The sequence below is a fragment of the Nocardia sputorum genome (genome assembly GCF_027924405.1).
GTDB classification, from domain to species: Bacteria; Actinomycetota; Actinomycetes; order Mycobacteriales; family Mycobacteriaceae; genus Nocardia; species Nocardia sputorum.
On the sequence record NZ_AP026978.1, the window covers coordinates 235,660 to 255,196 of the forward strand.

At 68.3% G+C, this 19,537-nt stretch carries 20 protein-coding genes and 1 tRNA gene; 16 read left to right on the plus strand and 5 right to left on the minus strand.

Annotated features, from left to right (window positions below; genetic code table 11):
• Positions 1-12 precede the first annotated feature (12 nt).
• Positions 13-1,206 carry an acyl-CoA dehydrogenase family protein gene (locus QMG86_RS01185; protein WP_281877150.1) on the minus strand — a complete coding sequence of 398 codons (1,194 nt, stop codon included), beginning with the start codon at positions 1,204-1,206 and terminating at the stop codon, positions 13-15.
• Positions 1,207-1,412: 206 nt separating this feature from the next.
• Between QMG86_RS01185 and QMG86_RS01190 the strand changes: the two genes are divergently transcribed.
• The 12 genes from QMG86_RS01190 to QMG86_RS01245 all read left to right on the plus strand — a co-directional run bounded on the left by QMG86_RS01190 (position 1,413) and on the right by QMG86_RS01245 (position 13,178).
• Positions 1,413-1,601, plus strand: a complete 189-nt coding sequence (locus QMG86_RS01190) for a ferredoxin (RefSeq protein WP_281877152.1) — start codon at positions 1,413-1,415, stop codon at positions 1,599-1,601.
• A 43-nt stretch (positions 1,602-1,644) separates the two neighbouring features.
• The gene (locus QMG86_RS01195) at positions 1,645-2,547 is read left to right on the plus strand and encodes a 3-oxoacyl-ACP reductase (RefSeq protein ID WP_281877153.1); all 903 of its coding nucleotides are present in this window, start codon (positions 1,645-1,647) and stop codon (positions 2,545-2,547) included.
• Between the two features lie 290 nt (positions 2,548-2,837).
• Entirely contained in the window at positions 2,838-3,602 is a 765-nt protein-coding gene (locus QMG86_RS01200; RefSeq protein WP_281877154.1) for an MlaE family ABC transporter permease, read from the plus strand.
• Between the two features lie 4 nt (positions 3,603-3,606).
• Complete coding sequence (locus QMG86_RS01205) at positions 3,607-4,458, plus strand: MlaE family ABC transporter permease (RefSeq protein WP_159842140.1); 852 nt, start codon at positions 3,607-3,609, stop codon at positions 4,456-4,458.
• A gap of 37 nt (positions 4,459-4,495) precedes the next feature.
• Positions 4,496-5,677 carry an MCE family protein gene (locus QMG86_RS01210; RefSeq protein ID WP_281880718.1) on the plus strand — a complete coding sequence of 394 codons (1,182 nt, stop codon included), beginning with the start codon at positions 4,496-4,498 and terminating at the stop codon, positions 5,675-5,677.
• Positions 5,674-6,702, plus strand: a complete 1,029-nt coding sequence (locus QMG86_RS01215) for an MCE family protein (RefSeq protein ID WP_281877155.1) — start codon at positions 5,674-5,676, stop codon at positions 6,700-6,702. The genes QMG86_RS01210 and QMG86_RS01215 overlap by 4 nt, the downstream gene beginning before the upstream one ends.
• Positions 6,699-7,760: an MCE family protein gene (locus tag QMG86_RS01220; RefSeq protein ID WP_281877157.1), complete on the plus strand. Its 1,062-nt coding sequence runs from the start codon at positions 6,699-6,701 to the stop codon at positions 7,758-7,760. Before QMG86_RS01215 ends, QMG86_RS01220 begins: the two co-directional genes overlap by 4 nt.
• A gap of 82 nt (positions 7,761-7,842) precedes the next feature.
• The gene (locus QMG86_RS01225) at positions 7,843-9,123 is read left to right on the plus strand and encodes an MCE family protein (protein WP_281877159.1); all 1,281 of its coding nucleotides are present in this window, start codon (positions 7,843-7,845) and stop codon (positions 9,121-9,123) included.
• Positions 9,120-10,373 carry an MCE family protein gene (locus QMG86_RS01230; RefSeq protein WP_228829719.1) on the plus strand — a complete coding sequence of 418 codons (1,254 nt, stop codon included), beginning with the start codon at positions 9,120-9,122 and terminating at the stop codon, positions 10,371-10,373. The genes QMG86_RS01225 and QMG86_RS01230 overlap by 4 nt, the downstream gene beginning before the upstream one ends.
• Complete coding sequence (locus QMG86_RS01235) at positions 10,370-11,794, plus strand: MCE family protein (protein ID WP_281877161.1); 1,425 nt, start codon at positions 10,370-10,372, stop codon at positions 11,792-11,794. Before QMG86_RS01230 ends, QMG86_RS01235 begins: the two co-directional genes overlap by 4 nt.
• On the plus strand, positions 11,791-12,684 hold the full coding sequence (locus tag QMG86_RS01240) for an Rv1363c family protein (RefSeq protein WP_281877162.1): 894 nt from the start codon (positions 11,791-11,793) through the stop codon (positions 12,682-12,684). Before QMG86_RS01235 ends, QMG86_RS01240 begins: the two co-directional genes overlap by 4 nt.
• Positions 12,681-13,178, plus strand: a complete 498-nt coding sequence (locus QMG86_RS01245) for a h domain protein (protein ID WP_281877163.1) — start codon at positions 12,681-12,683, stop codon at positions 13,176-13,178. Before QMG86_RS01240 ends, QMG86_RS01245 begins: the two co-directional genes overlap by 4 nt.
• Positions 13,179-13,195: 17 nt before the next feature.
• Here QMG86_RS01245 and QMG86_RS01250 read toward each other — a convergent pair whose 3' ends face one another.
• The 4 genes from QMG86_RS01250 to QMG86_RS01265 form a co-directional block, all read right to left on the minus strand.
• Entirely contained in the window at positions 13,196-14,662 is a 1,467-nt protein-coding gene (locus QMG86_RS01250; protein ID WP_281877164.1) for a sensor histidine kinase, read from the minus strand.
• Positions 14,659-15,390, minus strand: coding sequence for a response regulator transcription factor (locus QMG86_RS01255; RefSeq protein WP_281877166.1), 732 nt, complete (start codon positions 15,388-15,390; stop codon positions 14,659-14,661). Before QMG86_RS01255 ends, QMG86_RS01250 begins: the two co-directional genes overlap by 4 nt.
• Positions 15,391-15,460: 70 nt before the next feature.
• Positions 15,461-17,011 (minus strand): alpha,alpha-trehalose-phosphate synthase (UDP-forming), encoded by a 1,551-nt coding sequence (locus tag QMG86_RS01260; protein ID WP_281880719.1) that lies wholly within the window; start codon positions 17,009-17,011, stop codon positions 15,461-15,463.
• Positions 17,012-17,095: 84 nt separating this feature from the next.
• The gene (locus QMG86_RS01265) at positions 17,096-17,266 is read right to left on the minus strand and encodes a hypothetical protein (protein ID WP_169334155.1); all 171 of its coding nucleotides are present in this window, start codon (positions 17,264-17,266) and stop codon (positions 17,096-17,098) included.
• Between the two features lie 190 nt (positions 17,267-17,456).
• Between QMG86_RS01265 and QMG86_RS01270 the strand changes: the two genes are divergently transcribed.
• From QMG86_RS01270 to QMG86_RS01285, 4 genes are all read left to right on the plus strand, one after another.
• The gene (locus QMG86_RS01270) at positions 17,457-18,275 is read left to right on the plus strand and encodes an alpha/beta fold hydrolase (protein WP_159842162.1); all 819 of its coding nucleotides are present in this window, start codon (positions 17,457-17,459) and stop codon (positions 18,273-18,275) included.
• A gap of 169 nt (positions 18,276-18,444) precedes the next feature.
• Positions 18,445-18,684: an MbtH family protein gene (locus tag QMG86_RS01275; protein ID WP_067795192.1), complete on the plus strand. Its 240-nt coding sequence runs from the start codon at positions 18,445-18,447 to the stop codon at positions 18,682-18,684.
• Between the two features lie 54 nt (positions 18,685-18,738).
• Positions 18,739-18,945, plus strand: a complete 207-nt coding sequence (locus tag QMG86_RS01280; protein WP_281877168.1) for a hypothetical protein — start codon at positions 18,739-18,741, stop codon at positions 18,943-18,945.
• A tRNA-Thr gene (locus QMG86_RS01285) sits at positions 18,925-18,999 on the plus strand. The genes QMG86_RS01280 and QMG86_RS01285 overlap by 21 nt, the downstream gene beginning before the upstream one ends.
• Positions 19,000-19,537: the final 538 nt, after the last annotated feature.

Genomic DNA, 19,537 nt, shown 5'->3' on the forward strand with positions numbered 1-19,537 from the left:
CTCTGCTTTCGGTCAGCGTGCCGCGGCAGGCTGCTTGAGGGCGGTCATGGCGATGATGTCGCGCTGCACCTCGTTGGTGCCGCCGCCGAAGGTGAGGATGAGCGCGGCTCGGTGCATCCGCTCCAGCCGTCCGCGCAGTTGCGCGCCGGGGGAGTCCTGGCGCAAGTACGCCTGCGGGCCGAGCACCTCCATGAGCAACCGGTAGGCCTCGGTGGCCAGTTCGGTGCCGTACACCTTGCAGGCCGAGGCGTCCCACGGCCGCGGAGCCGCGTCGCCGCCCGCGTCGGCGCGGCTGGCGATCTCCCAGTTCAGCAGCTTGATGTAGTCGACCTTGGCATGCACCTTGGCCAGGTTGAGCTGCACCCACTCGCGGTCGATCACGCGGGAGCCGTCGGCGGCCTTGGTGTTGCGCGCCCACTCGACGGTCTGGTTCAGCGCCAGCGCCAGCGGCGCGGCCGAGGTGAGCGCGACGCGCTCATGGTTGAGCTGGTTGGTGATCAGTGCCCAGCCGCCGTTCTCCTGGCCGACCAGCGCGCTCGCGGGCACGCGAACGTCCTGGTAGTAGGTGGCGCTGGTGTCCGGTCCCGCCATCGTGTGCACGGGAGTCCAGGAGAATCCCTCGGCGGTGGTCGGCACGATGAGCATGCTGATGCCCTTGTGCTTCTTGGCCGTCGGATCGGTGCGCACGGCCAGCCAGACGTAGTCGGCGTAGGCGATCAGGCTGGTCCACATCTTCTGGCCGTTGATCACGTAGTCGTCGCCGTCGCGCACCGCGGTGGTGCGCAGGCTGGCCAGGTCGGTGCCCGCGCCCGGCTCCGAGTAGCCGATGGAGAAGTGCAGCTCACCGGCCGCGATCTTGGGCAGGAAGAACTTCTTCTGTTCCTCGCTGCCGTAGTGCATGATCGTCGGCGCGACCGAGTTGATGGTCAGGAACGGCACCGGCGCGCCCGCGATCGCGGCCTCGTCGGTGAAGATCAGCTGGTCCATGGTGGGGCGGTCCTGGCCGCCGTACTCCTTGGGCCAGCCCAGCGCCAGCCAGCCGTCGTGGCCCATCTGCTGGACCACCTCGCGGTACACATTGCCCTGCCCGTACTCGCCGGTTTGCGCGCTCAGCGCCTCCCGGCGCTCGGGGGTGATGAGCCGCGCGAAGTAGTCGCGCAGCTCTGCGCGCAGCTGCTCCTGTTGCGGCGTGTACGCAATGCGCATGGCAAAACCTCATGGGGATGGTCGGCCGACGGAGCTTGCGGAGTCGGCGGGGCGGGTAGGACCGAGCCTTCGTGGGATCGGGTTCCCCGATCATTGCATATGGACTGAAACATGTTCCAGTATTGATACCGAATCCGGCCGATGACGCCTCGGTGGGGCGCATTGGCTTGTTAGGCTTCGGCCAGAGTGGCGGTAAAGGAGTTGTCATGAAGATCAGTGTCGATCCGGACCAGTGCGAAGCGAATGGAATCTGTGTCGGAATCGCCCCCGACGTGTTCGAACTCGATGACGAGGACGTACTGCACATCACGAACGCCGACGTGCCCGACGATCGGCTCGCCGATGTCCAGGACGCCGTCGCGCAGTGCCCCAAGGCGGCGCTGCGGTTGCAGTGAGCGATGCTTGCCGTAAGTTGGAACACGTTCTAGAGTCGGCCGCGTGAGCAATGATCTGAGCCTTGCGGGCCGTGTAGCGATCGTGACCGGCGGCGGCGCCGGACTTGGGCGGGCCGAAGCGCTCGCGCTGGCCCGGGCCGGCGCGTCGGTGGTGGTCAACGACCTCGCGGAGTCGGACGCGGTCGCCGGCACGCTCGGGGAGATCCGGGCGCTCGGCGCCAAGGCGGAGTTCGTCGCGGGCAGTATCGCCGAACGCGCCACCGCCGACGCGTTGATCCGCACCGCGGAGGAGTCGTTCGGATCGGTCGACATCGTCGTCAACAACGCGGGCATCACCCGCGACCGGATGCTGTTCAACATGTCCGACGAGGACTTCGACGCGGTGCTCGCGGTGCATCTGCGCGGCCATTTCCTTCTCTCGCGCAATGCCGCCGCCTACTGGCGCGGCAAGTCGAAGCAGGTGGGCGGGCCGGTCTACGGCCGGTTGATCAACACCTCGTCGGAGGCCGGGCTGCTCGGGCCGGAGGGGCAGGCCAACTACGGCGCCGCGAAGGCGGGCATCACCGCGCTGACCCTCTCGGCCGCGCGGGCCCTCTCGCGCTACGGCGTGCGCGCCAACGCGATCGCGCCGCGGGCGCGCACCGCGATGACCGAGGCGGTATTCAGTCCCGCCCCGGAGGGTGCGGCCGATCCGCTGTCGCCCGATCACGTCGCGCGGCTGGTCGCCTACCTGGCCTCGCCCGCGGCCGACGCGGTCAACGGGCAACTGTTCGTCGTCTACGGGGGGATGGTGGCGCTGATGGCGGCGCCGGTCGTGGAGCGCCGGTTCGACGCCACCGGCGGGGAGTGGTCGGCCCAGGATCTGGCCGACACGCTGGGCGGCTACTTCGCCGATCGTCCGCAAGGGCGGACTTTCTCGGCGTCTTCGCTGACCGAGCTGGGGTGAGCCGTGGCGGCTCGCCGCCGCCGCGCTACTGATCAGCTGTCCAACTGTTGATCATGGCATCGGTGCTTGGTAGACATAGGGACGGGTTATGTCCCAGCTCACAAAGGTGGGATCATCACTCGCTGACACCGGTTCCAAATTTATATGCCGATTTTTCGAGAAATTGCACTTCAAAAGTGTGAAAAAGGCTACCGGCAACACGGTGAACATGTTCTAATCGTTCCGGCGGTGCGGCCACGGTGAGATTCGCGCCGTGTGCTTGTACGCCGGGTGAGCAAGGAGGATCGCGGATGAACGAGGTCCTTGCCGTGCCATTGCGGGCCGTCGGTGGATTCTTCGAACTCACCGCCGATGTCGCACGCTCCAGCGTGCGCAGACCGTTTCAATGGCGCGAGTTCATCGACCAGTCCTGGTTCATCGCGCGGGTATCGATCGTGCCCACATTGCTGGTGGCCATTCCGTTCACCGTTCTGGTGAGCTTCACGCTGAACATTCTGTTGCGGGAGATCGGCGCGGCCGACCTCAGCGGCGCGGGCGCGGCATTCGGCGCGGTCACCCAGGTCGGGCCGATCGTCACCGTGCTCATCGTCGCGGGTGCGGGCGCCACCGCGATCTGCGCCGATCTCGGCGCGCGCACCATCCGCGAGGAGATCGACGCGATGCGGGTGCTCGGCATCAATCCGGTGCACCGCTTGGTGGTCCCCCGGGTGCTCGCCTCGATGTTCGTCGCGCTGATGCTCAACAGCCTGGTATGCACCATCGGCATCGTCGGCGGATTTCTGTTCTCGGTGTTTCTGCAGGACGTGAACCCCGGCGCGTTCGTCAATGGCATCACGCTGCTCACCCATCTGCCCGAGTTGATCATTTCGGAGGTGAAAGCCGGATTGTTCGGGCTGATCGCCGGACTGGTCGCCTGCTATCTGGGCCTGAATGTCAAAGGTGGACCCAAGAGTGTCGGTGATGCGGTGAATCAGACCGTAGTCTTCGCTTTTATGGCCCTGTTCGTCGTGAACGTGGTGGTCACCGCCGTCGGCATCAAGTTCACGGCGCGGTGACGCGATGGCCTTCGTAATCGAATCCCGCTTTCCCCGGACCGTGCGACGGGTGCGCCGCATGTCGGACTCGCTCGATTCGGTGGGCAAGCATGCCGTGTTCTACGCCCAGGCGCTCGGTGCCATTCCGCGGGCTCTGGTGCACTATCGCACCGAGACCATCCGGCTGATCGCCGAGATCAGCATGGGCACCGGCGCGCTGGCGGTGATCGGCGGCACGGTGGTGATCGTCGGGTTCCTCACCCTCTTCGCGGGCGGCACGATCGCCGTGCAGGGCTACAGCTCTCTGGGCAATATCGGCGTCGAGGCGCTGACCGGCTTCTTCGCCGCGTTCATCAACGTCCGCATCGCGGCGCCGGTGATCTCCGGCATCGGCTTGGCGGCCACCATCGGAGCAGGCTCCACCGCGCAGCTGGGCGCGATGCGGGTGGCCGAGGAGATCGACGCGCTGGAGTCGATGGCGATCCGGCCGGTGCCGTACCTGGTCGGCACCCGCGTGCTGGCCGGGATGATCGCGATCGTCCCGCTGTACGCGCTCGCGGTGATCGCCTCGTTCCTGGCCAGCCGCTTCGCCACCGTGGTGATCTACGGGCAGTCGGCGGGCGTCTACGACCACTACTTCTCCACGTTCCTCATCCCGAGCGACATCCTCTGGTCCTTCGCCCAGGCGATCTTCATGGCGCTGGCGGTCATGCTGATCCACACCTACTACGGGTACAACGCCGCGGGCGGGCCGGTCGGCGTGGGTGTCGCGGTGGGCAACGCGGTGCGCGCCTCCTTGGTCGCGGTGGTCACGGTGACCCTGTTGATCTCGCTGGCCATCTACGGCACCTCCGGCAACTTCCATCTCTCCGGATAGCGACATGGCGGAATCGAAGCAAACGGAAAGCCGCCTCATGCAGGCGCTGCGCGGCGGGCTCGGCCTGAAACTGGCCGGGGCCGCGATGGTGCTCGCGCTGGTCGCCGTCGTGGCGGTCGCACTGATCATGTTCGTCGGCGGGTTCACGCCTACGGCCACCGTGACGGTGGACGCGCCGCGCAGCGGCCTGGTGCTGGACCCGGACGCCAAGGTGAAGGTTCGCGGGGTGGAGATCGGCCGGGTGGACTCCGTCGACAACACCGACGAGGGCGCCCGGCTGAAGCTGGCACTCGATCCGGAGCTGTTGAAGCTGGTGCCGTCCAACGCGGACGTCGACATCAGGTCCACCACGGTGTTCGGCGCGAAGTACGTCAACTTCATCGTTCCGCAGCAGCCCTCGACCACGTCGCTGCAACCGGGCGCGGTCGTCACCGCGCAACGGGTGACCGTCGAGTTCAACACGCTGTTCCAGCACCTGTCCGACGTGCTGGCCAAGATCGAGCCGGAGAAGCTGAACGCGACGCTGTCCGCGCTGGGCACCGCGTTGCAGGGTCGCGGGGAGAAGCTGGGCGCACTGCTCGAGCAGAGCGACGCCTACCTGCGCGACATCAACCCGTATCTGCCGGCGCTGCAACAGGACCTGGCGAAAACCGGCCAGGTCACCGAGCTGTACGCGGATACGGTGAACGACCTGCTGCGCACAGTGGACAACTTCACGGTCACCAGCCGGACCCTGGCCCAGGAGCAGGACAGCCTGGACAACGTCCTGGTGAATCTCACCGGCCTGGCCGACACCACCGGATCGGTGTTGCGCGACAACGAGAACCAGCTCGGCACCGCGCTGGACCTGCTGCGCCCGACCACCGGCCTGCTCGACGAATACGCGCCCGCGCTGTACTGCCTGATCGGCGGCCTCGGCAAAGCGCTGCCGATGGGCGAGGCGGTCTTCGGCGGCCTGCAGGAAGGCGTCGCGCTGAACACCGGCTTCATGTACGGCGCGAAGCCGTACACCTACCCGGAGGATCTGCCCAAGGTCAACGCGACCGGCGGTCCGCAGTGCGCGGGCATCCTGGACCGGGTGCCGGGCAGCCACTCGAACTATGTCGTCACCGACACTTCGGAAGGTCACGTGTACACGCCGTCGACGACGCTGAGTGTGAACCCGCCGAAGATCTTCCAGATCCTGTTCGCCGGACTACCGGGGGTGCCGCGCCCGTGAGGAACACCGCGACCACCGTCAAACTGGCCATCTTCACGCTGGTGATGACGCTGATCTTCGCCGGCTTGGCGGTCGTGTTCAGCCAGATGCGCTTCGCGCGGGAGAACGGCTATCACGCCGTGTTCACCAGCTCCTCGGGCATGCTGCCCGGTGCGAAGGTGCGCATCGCGGGCGTGCCGGTCGGCTCGGTCACCTCGGTACAGGTCGGCAAGGACTATCTGGCGCACGTCGAGTTCGACGTCGACCGCAAGTACCGGCTGCTCACCAGCACCCGGGCGGCGATCAAATACGAGAACCTGGTCGGCGACCGGTATCTCGAGCTGTCCGAGGGGCCGGGCTCGAACCGGGTCTTGCAGCCGGGCGGCACCATCGTCAAGGAGCAGACCGCGCCCGCGCTGGATCTGGACATGCTGCTCGGCGGGTTCCGGCCGTTGCTGCGCGGCTTGGATCCGGGACAGGTGAACGACCTGACCAACGCGCTGCTGCAGATCTTCCAGGGCCAGGGCGGCACGCTGGTGTCCCTGCTCAACAGCGGCGGTTCGTTCGCCAAGACGCTCGCCGACCGAGACGCGCTGATCGGCAGCGTCATCAACAACCTGAATACGGTGTTGCAGACGATCGACCAGCGCGGCGACCAGTTCGCCACCACCATCGCCGAACTCCAGCGCCTGATCAGCGGGTTGGCCGCCGACAAGGACCAGATCGGCGACGCGCTCCCGCGCATCGCCGGGGCCACCGGCGACCTGACCGACCTGCTCGCCCAGGCCCGCCCCGACCTGCAGGGAACCATCGAGCAGACCGGACGCCTGGCAACCAATCTCGACGCCGGGTCCGACACGGTGCAGTGGGTGCTGGAGCGGCTGCCGTCGACCTATCGCCAGCTGATCCGCATCGGCTCATACGGCTCCTTCCTCCAGCTCTACGTCTGCTCGACGAATTTCCTGGTGGACGGCCCGAACGGCCAGACGATGAAGATCAACATGCCCGGGGCGCAGACGACCGGAAGGTGTGCGGACAACCGATGAACGAGCAGCGATCACCCGCCATCACCATCGGCATCGTCGGCCTCGTGCTCGCCGTGGCGGTGGCGCTGTCCGCCCTGCAATTCGACCGGTTGCCGTTCATCCGTTCCGGCGCCACATTCACCGCCTACTTCGCCGACGCGGGCGGGCTGCTCCCCGGCGACCCGGTCCAGGTCGCGGGCGTGCGGTCCGGGCGCGTGGAGAACGTCAGCCTGGACGGCGCGAAGGTGCTCGTGCGCTTCACCCTCGCGGAGTCGATCGTGCTGGGCGAGAGAACGTCCGCGGCCATCAAGACCAACACGGTGCTCGGGCGCAAATCCCTGGAGGTGACGCCGTCCGGCTCCGGCGCGCTGCGCACCGACGACACCATCCCGCTCGACCGCACCACCTCACCGTATTCGCTGAACGAGGCGCTGAGCGAACTGGCGGGCACGGTGCACGACCTGGACCTGGACCGCGTCGACCAGACCCTGGACGCGCTCTCGGCCACCTTCGCCGACACGCCCGCGCCGTTGCGCTCGGCGCTCGACGGCGTCACCGCGCTGTCGCGCAGCATCAACGCGCGCGACCAGGCCCTGACGGATCTGCTGAAGCGGGCGCAGAGCGTGACGAAGATCCTCGCCGACCGCGGCAACCAGATCAACGCGCTGCTGCTGGACGGCAACGAACTGCTCGGAGAGCTGGACCGGCGGCGCACCGCGCTCGGGCAGCTGATCGTCTACGTCAACGGACTCGCTCAGCAGTTGTCCGGTTTGGTCGCCGACAACGAGGCGCAGCTCAAACCCGCGCTGGACAAGCTCAATTCGGTGCTTGCGCTGTTGCAGCGCAACAAGCAGAACCTCGCCGACGCGCTGGACGGGCTCGGCCCGTTCGCCGCCGCCCTGGGCGAACAGGTCGGCAGCGGCCCCTACTTCCAGGCGTACGTGATCAACGCCGCGAGCAAGACGCTGCAGCCGCTGGTGGACGCGCTGGTGTGGCCGCAGCACCTGCCGAACGATCTGCAGAGCTACCTCACGCCGCCCCCCTCGATCGAACCCGCGATACAGGAGCCGCCGCGATGAGTGGGCATCACCCGTCCATCCCGCACCCGTCCCGAGCCGTCGACGGATCGGCTCCGACGGCGGGGGAGCCGCGTCCGGAGGGATGTGCATGCTGAACGTCGTACGAAAACTGCCCCGCTGGGCGCTGGTGCTGGCCGGAGTGGTCGTCGCGGCGCTCGTGGTCGCGGTCGCGTGGAACGGCATCGCCCGCATCGGCACCACGAAGGTCACCGCCTACTTCCCGTCCACGTCGGGCCTGTACGCGGGCGACGACGTACGGGTACTCGGCGTCAAGGTCGGCCGAATCGACGCCATCGAGCCCGGCGCCGACCGGGTGAAGGTGACGATGACCCTGAATCGCGGAGTCGACGTCCCCGCCGACCCGAAGGCGGTGATCATCTCGCCATCGCTGGTGTCGGCGCGTTTCATCCAGCTCGCGCCCGCCTACACCGGCGGACCGAAGCTGGGCGACGACAGCGTGATCCCGATCGAGCACACCGCGGTGCCGGTCGAGTGGGACGACATCAAGGCCGAGCTGTCCAAGCTGGCCACCGCGCTCGGCCCGGTCGGCGACGACAAGCAGGGCTCGTTCGGCCGCTTCGTCGACACCGCCGCCGACAACCTCGACGGCAACGGGCAGCGGTTCCGCGACACATTGCGGGAGCTGTCGGCGACTTTGAGCACGCTGTCGGACGGTCGCACCGACCTCTTCGGCACCGTGCGCAACCTGCAGAAGTTCGTCGAGGTGCTGTCGGCGAGCAACGAGCAGATCGTGCAGTTCGGCGGACGGCTGGCGTCGGTGTCCTCGGTGCTGGCGGGGGTCTCCTCGGACCTCGGTGCGGGACTGGACAACCTGGACGCGGCGATCGTCGACGTGCGCCGGTTCATCGACGGCAGCGGCGCCGAACTCACCGAGGGCGTGCAGCGGCTGGCCGACGCCACCCAGGTGCTGGTCGACAAGCGGCCGGAACTGGAACGCGTCCTGCACTCAGGCCCCACCGCGCTGGTCAACTTCTACCAGATCTACAAACCGGCCCAAGGCACCCTGACCGGCGCGATCGCGCTGAACAACCCGGCCGATCCGCTCGGCTTCCTGTGCGGTTCGGTCCGGGCGCTGGAGACCAACGACGCCGACCGCAGCGCCGACCTGTGCGCGCAGTACCTGGCGCCCGTGATCAACAGCCTGAGCATGAACTACGTGCCGATCATGACGAACCCGGCCAGCGGTGTGACCGCGTTCCCCGACCAGCTGGTGTACACCGATCCCAGCCTGGCCGGGCGGGTGGCGAACCAGACTCCGCAGCAGCCGCAGCCCGCTCCGGTGAGCGTGCCGCAGGGTCTCGCCGGTCTGGCGATTCCGGGCCTGACAGGAGGTGGGCGATGATGCCGACGCGGCGGATGCGCCGGACCGCCGCGGTCGCGGCGGGGCTGGCGGTGGCGCTCGGCGTCTCCGGCTGTCAGTGGGACGGATTGAACTCGCTGCCGATGCCAGGGACCGAGGGCACCGGGCCGGGCTCCTACGAAGTCCGCATCCAGATGCCCAATGTGACCACGCTGACCCGGAATTCGCCGGTGCGGGTGCACGACGTCACGGTCGGCACGGTCGCCGGGATCGAGGTGGAGGACTGGCACGCGCTGGTCACCGTCCGGCTGAACCCGGATGTGCACCTGCCCGCGAACGCCGTCGCCAAGATCGGGCAGACCAGTCTGCTCGGGTCCAACCATCTCGAACTCGCCGAGCCGACGGATCAAGCCCCCCAGGGGCAGTTGCAGGCGGGCGACGTCATTCCGCTGGGGCGGGCCGGGACCTTCCCGACCACCGAGCAGGTGCTGTCCTCGCTGTCGGTGGTGCTCAACGGCGGTGGCGTCGCGCAGCTGGAGACCATCACCCACGAACTCAACTCCGCCCTCACCGGGCGGGAGGAGGCCATCCGGGACCTGCTGCCGCAGCTGAACGAGCTGACCACGAACCTGGACCGCCAGACCGGCGACATCATCGCCGCCATGAGCGGGCTGGACCGGCTCGGCGGGCAACTCGCCGAGCAGCGCGACGTGGTGGCCGCGGCCATCGAGCAGATCCATCCGGCGTTGACCGTGCTCGCCGACCGCCGCGCGAACATCACCCGGGCGATCACCGCGCTGGGCGAGCTGAGCGACGTCGTGCGGCGCATCGTCGACGCCAGCGGCGAGGACCTGAAGGCCAACCTGCGCAGCCTCGTGCCGGTGCTGAAGTCGCTGTCGGACACCGGCAGCGACCTGACCGAAGCGCTGAAGATCCTGGCCACCTTCCCGTTCCCGATGAAGAACCTGGATCACGCGATCAAGGGCGACTACCTCAATCTGTTCATGACCGTGGACATCACGGGCAAGCGGCTGGATTCGAACTTCCTCACCGGAACGCCGCTGGGCGGACGGTTCGGCGGCGTGGAAGGCGCGCTCGGCAGTTTCGCGCCCGGCACGGCCGCGCAGAACGGCGACCCGGCCACCGGGCCGTTGCAGGCGCCGCCGCCCGCGGCGAGCCAGCCCGCCCCGACCATCCCCGGACTGCCGCCGATCCCGGGCATTCCCGCCATTCCCGGGTTGACCGTGCCCATGCCGGGCAACACCGCGCCGGAAGGGGGTCCGGGACAGTGAAGCTCACCCGGTTCGTCCGTACCCAGCTGATCATCTTCTCCGTCCTGACGGTGATCGGCCTGGTGGTCATGGGCGGCACATACGTCAAGCTGCCCGCGATGTTCGGCATCGGGCGCTACGAGGTCACCGTGCAGCTCGCCGCGACCGGTGGGCTGTATCCGACGGCCAACGTCGCCTATCGCGGCACGAACGTCGGCGTGGTGAAGGAGGTCCGGCTGACGCCGGTCGGCGTGGACGCGAAGCTGTCCATCGCCAGCGACTACAAGATCCCCTCCGACGTCGACGCGTGGGTGCGCAGCGTCTCCGCGGTCGGCGAGCAATACGTGGACCTCGTGCCCGCGCAGAACCGCACGGGCGGAAACCTGCGCGACGGCAGCGTGATCCCGGTGGAGCGCACCAAGCTGCCGCAAGACGTCGGCGCGCTGCTCGACCAGGCCGACCGGCTGCTGTCGAGCGTCGCGGACACCCGGCTGAAACAGGTGATCGACGAGGCGTTCGTCGCGTTCAACGGCGCGGGACCCGACTTGCAGCGGTTCATCGACTCCGCGTCGCTGCTGGTCCAGGAAGCGCAGGCGAACGCGGAACCGACGAAGCAACTGCTCGACCAGATCGGGCCGCTGCTGGACACCCAGACCCGCTCGGACGCCGCGATCCGCTCTTGGACCGCCGACCTGGCGACGGTCACCGACCAGTTGCGTGGCCACGACCCCGCGCTGCGCGGCATCCTGCGCGAGGGTCCGTCCGCGATGCAGCGGGTGACCAACCTGTTCGACGATCTGCGTCCCACGCTGCCGCTGCTACTGTCGAACCTGGTCAGCGTCGGCCAGGTCGCGGTCACGTATCACGCCGGACTGGAACAGATCCTCGTGGTGTATCCGCCGCTGGTCGCCGCCTTGCTCACCGCGGTACGGGGCCCGCTCGAATACGGAGCCCTGGTCGACTTCATGGCGTTGGTCAACGACCCGCCCGCCTGCACGACCGGCTTCCTCCCGCCGGACCAGCGCCGCTCGCCGAGTTTGCTCGACACCCCGGACACGCCCTCGGGCCTGTACTGCAAGGTGCCGCAGGACGCTCCCGAGGCGGTGCGGGGCATTCGCAACACACCGTGCGCGGAGGTGCCCGGCGTGCGCGCCCCGACGCCGGAAATGTGCCGGACCGGGTACGTTCCATTGGGAAATAACCCGCCGTTCGGGCCGCCGCAGCCGGTGGCGCCCGCGGCGGCGCCCGCCGATGAGCCGCCCGTCGTCGCGCCGGCGAGTTACGGGGGCGGCACGCCAGCCGCGGCCCGAGCCTACGACCCGGGCAGCGGCGTCTACATCGGCCCCGACGGTCGGACATACCGACAGGGCGATATCGGACCGAGCGGTTCGGGCACGGTACCGTCGAGCTGGCAGGCGATGCTCGAGGAGCAGCAACGATGAGTGAGAGCAACGGAGAAGGCCACCGCACGCGACGGCGTGCGGTGCGCTCGGCCGGGCCGCCGGTCGAGGGAATCGAGACCGGCGGCGCGCAGACCGCGACCGCCACTGATGCGCAGACCGCGTCAGCCGCTGGTGTGAAGGCCACGACAGTCGCTGGTGCGAAGACCACGACAGCCGCTGGCGCGAAGACCGCCGCCGAGGTCTCCGCTGCGACCGAAACCGCTGGCCCGAACAACGGATCGAGTTCCGAAGCCACCGAGTCGGGCACCCCGGGCGCATCGGCACCGGCCCGGAGCGACTCGACCGCCGACGCGGGCAAGGCGGCGGTCGCCTTGACGAAAACCCAGGCCGAGCAGGTCTCCGAAGCGCCGTCCGCCGAGCAGAAGCCCGCCCCGGGTCAGGGTCGCGGCCTTCCCCGCATTCTCGCGATGGCCGCCGCCGCGCTGCTGGTCGTAGCGCTCGTCTGCGGCGCGACCCTCTCGGCTCTCGCGATGCGCTCCGCGCACCAACGCGACGAGCGTCGCGCCGAATACGTGGAGACCGCGAGGCAGGCGATCGTCAACCTGACCACCATTCGCGCCGATTCGGCCAAGCAGGACATCGACCGGATCCTCTCGCTGGCCTCCGGAGAGTTCAAGACGGAGTTCGACGGCCGGGTCGACCCGTTCACCAGCATCGTGCAGCAGGCGAAAGTGGTTTCCAGCGGCGAGATCGTGGAGGCCGCGCTGGAGAGCGACGACGATCGCTCCGGGCGGGTGCTGGTCGCCGCCAAACAGACGCTGACCAATGCGGGCCAGGCCGAGCCGCAGACCAGGTACTACCGGTTCCGGGTCACCGTCGCGCGCGGCGATTCCGGGCTGACCGTGTCGGACGTGGAGTTCGTGGCATGACCAGCATGAACGGAATTCGAGCCAGGATCCTGCTCGCGGTGCTCGGTGTCGTGGTCGCCGCGGCCGCGATCGTCGGCGGCGTCAACGGCTACCGCTACTGGGACGACCGGCAGGCCGAGCAGTCCCGCAAGGACGCGGTCGCGACGGCGGGACGCACCGTCGAGGCCATGTTCACCTACAACCCGCAGACGGTGGACACCGAACTGCCCAAGTCCGCCGACAACCTCACCGGTGATTTCCGCACGGACTACCTGACGCTGATCGAGAAGCAGATCGCGCCCGGCGCCAAGGAGAAGCAGCTCACCGTCACCGCGACCACGCAGGCGGCCGGTGTCATCTCCGCCGACCGCTCGCACGCGCAGGTCCTGCTGTTTCTCAACCAGGTGATGACGAGCAAGGACACCCCGCAGGGCACCACCACGGGCAGCCGCGTGCGGGTCACGCTGACGAAATCGGATTCGCACTGGCTGGTCTCTGCGGTGACCCCGGTCTGACCGTCGACCGGGATCCGCTAGGACGCCTCCGCAGGCTGCCTGCGCGGTAGCCGCACGGTGAACGTCGTTCCGGTGCCGGGCGAACTGCGCACACCGACTTCGCCGCCGTGCGCGGTCACCAGCGCCTGCACGATGGACAAGCCGAGCCCGGTGCCGCCGCTGCTGCGGGCGCGGGAGCTGTCGGTGCGATAGAAGCGCTCGAAGACTCGTTCGGCATCCTCCGGCGGCAGACCGGGGCCGGTGTCGGCCACCTCGAGCAGCACGTCGTCGGGGCGGGGCCGCAAGAGCACCGTCACCTGTGCGTCGGGCGCGGTGTGCGTGAGGGCGTTGTTCAGCAGATTGCCCAGGACCTGGCGCAGCCTCGCTTCGTCGCCGATCACCTCGAGCGTCCCCTCGCCGGGTTCGATCTTCAGTTCGATGGTGCGGACGGGCCCGTCGGATCGCCCCGCGGCGACCACAGCCCGTGCGTTGTGCACTCCGTCGCTGGCCACGGCGAGCAGATCCACCGGGCCGAGCTCCAGCGGACGCTGCGCATCCAGCCGCGCGAGCATCAACAGGTCCTCCACGAGCACGCCCATCCGCTGCGATTCCCGCTCGATGCGGTCCATGAACGCGGCGGGATCGCCGGTGGCGCCTTGGCGATACAGTTCGGCGAAGCCGCGGATGGTGGTCAGCGGTGTGCGCAGCTCGTGGCTGGCGTCGGCGATGAACCGGCGCATGCGCTCCTCCGACCGGCGCGCCGCCTCCTCGGACGCGGCGGTGGCGGTGAACGCGCGCTGGATCTGCGCCAGCATCCCGTTCAGCGACCTGGACAGCCGGTCGACCTCGGTGTTGGTGTTGCGCACCGGGACCCGCCGGTGCAGATCGCCGCGGGCGATGGCCGCGGCGGTGCTCTCCACCCGCCGCAGCGGCCGCAGGCTGCGCCGCACCACGAAGTAGGCGAGCATCGCCAGGACCGCCAGGACGACCGCCCCGACGATCAGCTCGAGCATCACCAGCCGGTGCACCGTGTCGGTGTTCTGGGTGAGCGGCAGCGCCACCGTCGTGGTGCCGTCCGGTGTGCGCAGTGTCAGCACACGCCACCGGATCGGCCCGCCGTTCACGGAATCGACGGTGTACGGGCCGGACGGTGCGGTCGTGGGCAGAGCCGGCTCGGAGTCGACAGCGAACGCCGAGATGACGAACACGCGCCCATCGTTGCGGATCGAGCGCACGTAGAACTGGCTCGGGGCGTGGCGCGGGTCGGGCGGCAGCACCGGAGGGGGCGGCGGGCGTCTCGACCATTCCCGCGCGCCGTCGCGCAACTGCTGGTCGGTGCGGTCGGTCAGCTGCTGGTCCAGGGCCGAGGTGACGACCATGCCGGAGACGAGCAACCCGAGCCCAGCCGTGAGCACCAGCAGGACCATCAGCGTCACGCGCAGTGGAACGGCGGAAAGCAGGCCGGAGACCTTCGCGCGCGCCGTGGCGATCCGGCCCGGGCTCATGTACCGCTCTTGCGATGAGGCGCGCGCATCACGTAGCCGACGCCGCGCAGAGTGTGGATCAGCCGGGTATCGCCGGTGTCGACCTTTTTGCGCAAGTAGGAGACGTAGGTCTCCACGACGCCGACCTCGCCGCCGAAGTCGTAGCGCCAGACGTGATCGAGGATGCGCGGCTTGCTCAGTACGGTGCCCGCGTTGACCATGAAGTAGCGCAGCAGGGTGAATTCCGTCGGCGACAGCGCGACCGGCTCGCCCGCTTTCCACACCTCGTGGGTGTCGTCGTCGAGCTCGATGTCCTCGAAGCGGATGCGCGAACTCTCCCGCTGCGGCGCGGCGTGCCCCGCCCGGCGCAGGATGACCCGCAGCCGGGCCACCACCTCTTCCAGGCTGAACGGCTTGGTGACGTAGTCGTCGGCGCCCAGGGTGAGGCCGGTGACCTTGTCCTGCACGTCGTCGCGCGCGGTCAGGAACAACACGGGCGCGTCGACGCCGTCCGCCCGCAGTCGGCGCAGCAAGCCGAACCCGTCCATGCCGGGCATCATCACGTCCACGATCAGCGCCTGCGGACGGAAGCTGCGCGCCTTGTCCAGCGCCTGCGCGCCGTCGGCCGCGGTGTCCACTTCGAAGCCCTGGTAGCGCAGGCTCACCGCGAGCAGTTCGACGATCATCGGCTCGTCGTCGACCACCAGGATCCTGGCCTCTGGCGTCTGCTGCCCGGGCGCACCACTCATGGCTTCATGGTCCGCTATCCGCCTGCGAACTTCCTGGACCCAAGCTGGGTGGTTCCTGTGAACGCCGGCTTCAGCGTGGCTCGCGGTCCTCGGGGTAGACGTCGTCGTCGGTCAGCAACGCGCTGCCGGCGACCTGGTCCTGCGCCAAAGCGTCGAGGAAGGCCCGCGCCCAGCGATCCACGTCGTGGGCCAGCACCTGCCTGCGCAGCGAACGCATCCGCCTGCGTTTGACGTCGCGCTCGTCCTCCAGCGCCGCGACGATGGCGTCCTTCACGTCGTCGAGGTCGTGCGGGTTGCACAGGTACGCCTGCCGCAGCTCGGCCGCCGCGCCGGTGAACTCGCTCAGCACCAAGGCGCCGTTGAGCCCGCTGTGACACGCGACGTACTCCTTGGCCACGAGGTTCATGCCGTCGCGCAACGGGGTCACCAGCATCACGTCGGCGGCCACGAAGAACGCCACCAGCTCGTCGCGCGGGATCGGGCGGTGCAGGTAGTGCACCACCGGATAGCCGACCCGGGCGAACTCGCCGTTGATCCGGCCGACCTGGCGTTCGATGTCGCCGCGCATCTGGATGTAGCTCTCCACCCGCTCGCGACTGGGGGTGGCCAGCTGGATCATCACCGTCTCGGAGGGATCGATCCGGCCCTCGATCAGCAGCTCCTCGAGCGCGTTGAGACGGATGTCGATGCCTTTGGTGTAGTCCAGCCGGTCCACTCCGAGCAGGATGTTCTTCGGGTTGCCCAGCTCGGCCCGGATCTTGGCGGCGCGCTCGCGCACCGAACGGCGCCTGGAGTGCTCGTCCAGTTCGGCGGAGGCGATCGAGATCGGGAACGCGCCGACGCGCACCGTGCGGAATCCGACCTGGACCACGCCCAGCTTGGAACGGACCCCGACCGAGCCGCGTGACGTGGGCTGACCGGCCAGCCTGCGGGCCAGATAGAGGAAGTTCTGCGCGCCGCCGGGCAGGTGGAAGCCGATGAGATCGGCGCCGAGCAGGCCCTCCACGATCTCCGTGCGCCACGGCATCTGCATGAACAGCTCGACCGGCGGGAACGGGATGTGCAGGAAGAACCCGATGGTCAGGTCCGGGCGCAGCATGCGCAGCATCTTGGGCACCAGCTGCAGCTGGTAGTCCTGTACCCACACGGTCGCGCCCTCGGCGGCGACCTTGGCGGTGGCCTCGGCGAAACGCCGGTTCACGGTGACGTAGGCGCTCCACCACTTGCGGTCGTAGACCGGCCGCACGATCACGTCGTGATACAGCGGCCACAGCGTCCCGTTGGAGAAGCCTTCGTAGTAGTCGGCCACCTCGTCCGCGGACAACGGGACCGGATGCAGTTCGAGACCGTCCTCGATGATCGGGTCCACGTCGACGTTGGGGACGCCCGCCCAGCCGACCCAAGCCCCCTTGTTGTTCCGCAGGACCGATTCCAGCGCGGTCACCAGACCGCCCGGACTGCGCTTCCATCGGGTGCTGCCGTCGGGCAGTCGTTCCAGGTCGACGGGGAGCCGGTTGGCGACGACGACGAAACCGGAGCCCGCACCGGAGCCGGTGTTCTCCGCCGCGGCGTCAGCAGTCGAGGTGTCTCTGGCGTGCTCGGAGTCGTCGGACGGATTCATCTGGTCCACTCACGCATCCTTTGCGCGTTGCTGTATCCCGCTGGAGTTGTGTAGTCGACGTCGCCGTTGGCGTCGAGAACGAGGTTATTCGCCTCGAGCGTTCGGTCCAATACCCAGCATGGACAACAACATCCGGCATTCGTCGGCGTCCTCGGCGTAGGCCGCGACCACCCGCTGCGCCTGACGCGCGGTTTCGTCGGCGAGCGGTTCCAGATCGTCGTCCGCAATGTCGTTCGCGCTGCCCTTCGCGGCCATCGTCAAGTCCTCCCGGCTCAGTGCGCTCTTGCCCTGCGAAAAGTCAATGGTATGCGACGCTGGGAGGTGCACTCGCCGGGGCGTTGGCCGAAGCGCGGTACGAGGCCGCCGAGGCACCCCGGTCGGTGCGTCTTCCCCGCCGGTCCCTATACCGTGGGGAACGCAGCACCAACTCCACGAAAGGGTCGACATGCCGCTGGCCACGGTGAACGGGATTTCCCTCAACTATCAGGTGAAGGGTGACCGCGCCAAGGGCTCCGCGCCGCTCGTGGTCATGATCATGGGTACCGGCAGTCCCGGCCGGGTGTGGGAGCTGCACCAGGTCCCGGCCCTGGTCGCGGCCGGTTACCGGGTGTGCACGTTCGACAACCGCGGGATCGCCCCGTCCTTCGAGGCGGCCTCCGGCATGACCATCGACGAGCTGGTCGCCGACACCGCCGCCCTGATCGAGTTCCTCGACGAGGGCCCGGCGCTGGTGGTGGGCACCTCGATGGGCGCGCGCGTGGCCCAGGAACTGGCGCTGGCCCGCCCGGACCTCGTGCGCAAGGCGGTGTTCATGGCCGGACACGGGCGGCTGGACCAGTTCCAGAAGACGCTGTCGCTGGGCGAGCACGAGCTCGACGCCGCGGGGGTGAAACTGCCGCCCAAATACGAGGCGGCGATCACCGCGGTCATGAATCTGTCACCCGCCACCATGGCCGAACCGAACGCCGCGCGCGACTGGCTCGACCTGTTCGAGTTCACCGGCGGGCCGGTCCCGCCCGGCATTCGAGCGCAGCGCAGGATGGACCACGATTTCGACCGGGTGCAGGCCTACCGGGGGATCCGCGTGCCGTGTCTTTCGATCGGATTCGCCGACGACCGGATGATTCCGCCGTATCTGTCCAGGGAGATCGCCGAGGTCATTCCGGGTGCGCGGTACCAGGAGATACCGGACGCCGGGCATTTCGGATATTTGGAACGGCCGGAGGCGGTCAACAAGATTCTTCTGGACTTCTTTGCGGGCTGATTGCGCGTCGGCGGGGGTGACAGCGTAGGTAACCACCCAGGCGTAACGTCTTGCTTGCTAGTGTCGAAACAACGCTCGGGGTCTCTCGGCGCCAGGGGTTGGCAGCAACCAGGCGCCGGGTGAACCAGGAGCGATCCCGTACATAGCGCCAGTATCCAGTGAGGTGAAATTGAGCACCAACCCCTTCGATGATGAAGACGGCCGCTTCTTCGTCCTGGTCAACGACGAGGAACAGCACTCTTTGTGGCCGGCCTTCGCAGAGGTTCCAGCCGGATGGCGAGTCGTGTTCGGCGAGGACAGCCGCGCCGCCTGTGTCGAGTACGTGGAGAAGAACTGGACCGACATGCGTCCGAAGAGCTTGCGTGACGCCATGGCCGCGGACGACGCGGCCCGTCAGGGCTCTGTCTGAACCGTCGCGCCCTCGGCGCGGCGTGTTCGCGGCCGCTTGACGGCTCGCGTCCGAGTGACCGCCGATCGCGACCTGGTCGCGCGGCGGCCACTCGGCCGCGAGTTCGGTCGCGAACGGCGCAAGCTCGATCTCGCTTCGCTCGAAAGCGGTTGTCGGGCCGGTACGGTCGCGTTCGGCGTCGAACGCGCATTCCGTTGTGAGGCGGACGCCGTACCGGGCTATGATGACAACCGCTTTCCCGCCTCCTTAGCTCAGTGGTAGAGCACTCGCCTTGTAAGCGAGCGGTCGTCAGTTCAATCCTGACAGGGGGCTCCATCCGGTAGCTGGGCGTGTTGCTCAGTGGTAGAGGCCGTCGGTGTTGTCAGCGAGCGGTCGTCGGTGCACCCCTGACGAGGGCTCAATGGAGTTGCTGCGAGTGTGCAGCTGATCGATCGGCCGTGGCCTATGTAGTAGGTGAGCGGTGGTCGGTTTCGATCCGGCAGGAACTCCACCGGGTCGCCGCGCATGTATCGCTCAGTGGTGGAGGCCGTGAGCCTCGGGGGCGAGCCCGAGAATGCCGGGTGGTTCGATCCGCCACGAGGGACGGCGGCGGCGAGACTGCGCCGGATCGAGGTCGGCTGGTGCGCGGTCGCTCCAGGGGACTGGACAGGAATATAGGTGTGCTGGTCGCCCATGGTGCGGAACCGATGTGGCCCGAGCGGACCGCTCACGACTTCGATTGTTCGGCCTGCGCGACGCGACTGGGACCGGAAACAGTTGTCGCCGGTGTACGGTGAACGTTCTGCGAATGCGTCCGGTCCGGATTCGGCGCGGCAACAGGGGTATTCGACAATGCGGTCCGGAGGGAACGGCT